The sequence below is a fragment of the Streptomyces sp. OfavH-34-F genome (assembly GCF_022347745.1).
In the GTDB taxonomy this organism is placed as follows: Bacteria; Actinomycetota; Actinomycetes; order Streptomycetales; family Streptomycetaceae; genus Streptomyces.
Genome location: NZ_JAKRGC010000476.1, coordinates 1 through 3,490, shown reverse-complemented (window position 1 = coordinate 3,490; position 3,490 = coordinate 1). Strand labels below are relative to the sequence as shown.

Genomic DNA, 3,490 nt, shown 5'->3' with positions numbered 1-3,490 from the left:
GCCCCCCCCGCCGCCCCCGCCGAACTCCGCATCCCGCCGCCCACCGCACCCTCCCCGGCACCGGGCGCCGTCGTCGTCCACCCCGGCGCCGACGCCCCCGCCCGCCGCTGGCCCGCCGAACGCTACGCGGCCGTCGCGGCGGCGCTCCGGGACGCCGGGCACCAGGTCGTCGTCAGCGGCGGACCGGGGGAGGAGGACCTGTGCGCCGAGATCGCCGGACTCGCCGGACTCGGCCCCGCCGACCTCCTCGCGGGCACCCTGACCTTCGACGACCTGTCCGCCCTCGTCGCCGGGGCCGCGCTCCTCATCAGCGGCGACACCGGACCCGCCCACCTCGCCTACGCGCACGGCACCCGGTCCGTGACCCTCTTCGGCCCGGTCGCCCCCTCGCTGTGGGGCCCGCCCCCGGACCGCCGGCACACCGTGCTCTGGCACCCGGGCCCGCCGGGCGACCCGCACGCGGCCACCCCGGACCCGCTGCTGCTGCGCATCCGCGCCGACGAGGTGACCGGCAGCGCGCTGGCCGCCCTGCACCGGGGCGGCGCGGCGGCGAAGGAGGCCGCCCGCCATGGCTGAGCCCACCCCCGGCCGGGGCGGCCGCACCACCGTCGCGATCATCACCCGCAACCGGCGCGACAGCCTGCTGCACACCCTGGACCGGCTCGCCGCGCTGCCCGAGAAGCCGCCCGTCATCGTGGTCGACAACGGATCGACGGACGGCACCGGTGAGGCCGTACGGCGCCACCCCGTGGGTGCGCGGCTCCTCTCGCCCGGCCGGAACACCGGCGCGCTCGGCCGCAACCTCGCCGCACGGCACGCCACCACCCCCTACGTGGCGTTCAGCGACGACGACTCCTGGTGGGAGCCGGGCGCCCTCAAGACGGCGGAAGCCCTCTTCGACACCTACCCGAGGCTCGGCCTGCTGGCCTCCCGCACCCTGGTGCACCCGACCGGCGAACCCGACCCGCTCAACCGGGTTCTCGCAGCCTCGCCCCTCCCCGCACAGGCGGACCTGCCCGGCACGCCCGTGCTGGGCTTCCTCGGCTGCGCGGCCGTCGTCCGGCGCTCCGCCTTCCTGGACGCCGGCGGCTACCACCCCCTCCTCTTCTTCGGCGCCGAGGAGACCCTGCTCGCCTACGACCTCACGGCGGCCGGCTGGGGCGTCGTCCACGAACCGTCCCTCGTCGCCCACCACGGACCCCACGCGGACGAGCGGCCCGGACGCGCCGCCACCGTCCTGCGCAACTCCCTCCTCACCGCCTGGCTCCGGCGGCCGCTCCCCGTCGCCCTGCGCGAGACCGCCCGGCTGCTCCGCGCCTGGACCCGGGGACGGCCGGGCGCCGGAACCGCCCTCGCCCAGACCCTGAGACGCCTGCCCGCCGCCCTGCACCGGCGCCGGGAACTGCCCCCGTGGGTGGAGCGCCGGATCCGGCTCCTGGAAAGCGCCCAGGCCGCCCAGGCCGCCCAGGCCGCCCGGGAGAACGGCGACCGGCGATGAGCCCGGCGGCCGCGCACACCCCCGACCGGCGGGTCACCGTCGTGATCATCACCCGGGACCGCCGCCCGGAACTGCTGCGCACCCTGCGCCTGCTGAGCCGGCTCCCGGAACGCCCCGCCGTGATCGTCACGGACAACGGCTCCACGGACGGCACGGCGGAGGCCGTCGCGCGGGACTTCCCGGACGTACGGCTGCTCACCCCGGGCCGCAACCTCGGCGCGGTCGGCCGCAACCTGGCCGTCCGCCACGTCCGCACCCCGTACGTGGCCTTCTGCGACGACGACACCTGGTGGGATCCCGGCTCCCTGCGCACCGCCGCCGACCGGCTGGACGCCCACGCGCGGCTGGCGGCCGTCACCGCCCGGATCGTCGTCGAGCCCGCGGGGGAGGACGACCCCGTGGTGGCGGAGCTGCGGGACTCGCCGCTCACCGGCCCGTCCTGGCTGCCCGGCCCCGCGATCGGCTCGTTCCTGGCGGGGGCGACCGTGATGCGCGTCGAGGCGTTCCGGGAGGCGGGCGGCTTCCACCCCGGCCTCTGGCTCGGCGGCGAGGAGGAGCTGATGGCCACCGACCTGATGCGGGCCGGCTGGTGGCTCGCGTACGTCCCCGAGATGGTCGTCCACCACGCCGCGTCCCCCGTGCGCGACAGCACCGCCCGCCGCGTCCTCGGACTGCGCAACACCCTCTGGTTCACCTGGCTGCGCCGCCCGGCCCGCTCCGCGCTGCGGCGCACCCTCTACCTGCTCGCCACCGTCCCCCGGGACCGCGCCTCGCTCCGCGCCTTCGGACAGGCGGGACGGGGCCTGCCGTGGGTGCTGCGCCTGCGCCGGCCCGTACCGCCGGACATCGAGCGCCGGCTGAGGGCGCTGGAGCACGCGCAGCGGCGGGGGACGTCGCGGCGCTACGTCGGCTGAGCGGACTCCTGGAGCGCCTGGCGGCGCACCTGCTCGCAGCACTGGGCGATCAGGCGCGAGACGTGCATCTGCGAGATGCCGAGCGCCTCGGCGATCCGGTCCTGCGTCATGTCGCGGAAGAACCGCAGATACAGGATGGTGCGCTCGCGTTCCGGCAGGCTGCGCAGCCCCGGCTTGACGGCCTCCCGGTCCACGGCGACGTCCAGCGCGTGGTCGCACAGCCCCAGCGTGTCCGCGAGGCTGGACCCGTCCCCGGGGCTCGGCGTCTCCGCGTCCAGCGACAGCGTGCGGTAGCTGTCCAGGGCCTCCAGCCCCGCCCGTACGTCCTCGGCGCACAGCCCCGTACGGTCCGCGATCTCCTCCTCGGTCGGCGGACGGCCGCCCGGCCGCTGCGCGAGGTCACGGCGGGCCGTCCGTACCCGGTTGCGGAGGTCCTGGACCCGGCGCGGCACATGGACGTCCCAGGTGTGGTCCCGGAAGTGCCGCTTCAGTTCGCCGACCACCGTCGGTATCGCGTAGGTCTCGAACGCCTTGCCGCGCGCCGGGTCGTAGCGGTCCACCGCCTTCACCAGCCCGATCGCCGCGACCTGGCGCAGATCGTCCAGCGGCTCCCCCCGGTCGCGGAAGCGCGCGGCCAGCCGGTGGGCCATGGGCAGCCAGGCGCAGACGGTCGCGCGGCGCAGTTCGTCCTTCTCGGGGCCGTCGGGAAGGGCCCGCAGCCGGTGGAAGGCCGCCGTCCCCGGCTCCGCCTCCCGGCCTCGTTCGGGCGCTGTCTGTCGGGCACCGGCCATCGTGTGTCACTCCCTCGGCGTCGCCTGTACGGACCACCGCGGGAGCCGGCGGACAGGCCGCACCCGGAGCAGAGCTCCCACGGGCGCGCCTCTTGTCCGAAGCACGCCTGGCCCTTTCCCTCCCGAAACCGCCTCAAACACCCACCCGCCGCGCCCCAGGTCAGGCCCGCCGCCACCGCGCGGACGGGGGAGTGCGGGCCCCGGCGGGGCGGCCGGCTCAGGCGACCGGGGTCAGCGCGGGCACCGCCGCCGGTACCGGCTCCGGGACGGGGGTGGTCCGGGCGGGC

At 77.2% G+C, this 3,490-nt stretch carries 4 protein-coding genes; 3 read left to right on the top strand and 1 reads right to left on the bottom strand.

Going from position 1 to position 3,490, the window contains the following annotated elements; translation table 11 throughout:
- The 3 genes from MHW47_RS33555 to MHW47_RS33545 form a co-directional block, all read left to right on the top strand.
- A partial coding sequence (locus MHW47_RS33555) for a glycosyltransferase family 9 protein (protein WP_239227623.1) occupies positions 1–576 on the top strand: 576 nt, incomplete at its 5' end.
- The gene (locus tag MHW47_RS33550; RefSeq protein WP_239227622.1) at positions 569–1,498 is read left to right on the top strand and encodes a glycosyltransferase family 2 protein; all 930 of its coding nucleotides are present in this window, start codon (positions 569–571) and stop codon (positions 1,496–1,498) included. The genes MHW47_RS33555 and MHW47_RS33550, both read left to right, overlap by 8 nt.
- Complete coding sequence (locus tag MHW47_RS33545) at positions 1,495–2,412, top strand: glycosyltransferase family 2 protein (RefSeq protein WP_239227621.1); 918 nt, start codon at positions 1,495–1,497, stop codon at positions 2,410–2,412. Before MHW47_RS33550 ends, MHW47_RS33545 begins: the two co-directional genes overlap by 4 nt.
- Here the strand turns inward: MHW47_RS33545 and MHW47_RS33540 are convergent.
- Positions 2,400–3,203 carry a SigB/SigF/SigG family RNA polymerase sigma factor gene (locus MHW47_RS33540; protein WP_239227620.1) on the bottom strand — a complete coding sequence of 268 codons (804 nt, stop codon included), beginning with the start codon at positions 3,201–3,203 and terminating at the stop codon, positions 2,400–2,402. The genes MHW47_RS33545 and MHW47_RS33540 overlap by 13 nt on opposite strands.
- Positions 3,204–3,490: the final 287 nt, after the last annotated feature.

What these genes read in the sequence shown, in the direction of transcription:
- MHW47_RS33550 (WP_239227622.1), top strand. Translation starts at nt 569, where the DNA reads ATGGCTGAGCCCACCCCCGGCCGGGGCGGCCGCACCACCGTCGCGATC.
- MHW47_RS33545 (WP_239227621.1), top strand. Translation starts at nt 1,495, where the DNA reads ATGAGCCCGGCGGCCGCGCACACCCCCGACCGGCGGGTCACCGTCGTG.
- MHW47_RS33540 (WP_239227620.1), bottom strand. Translation starts at nt 3,203, where the DNA reads ATGGCCGGTGCCCGACAGACAGCGCCCGAACGAGGCCGGGAGGCGGAG.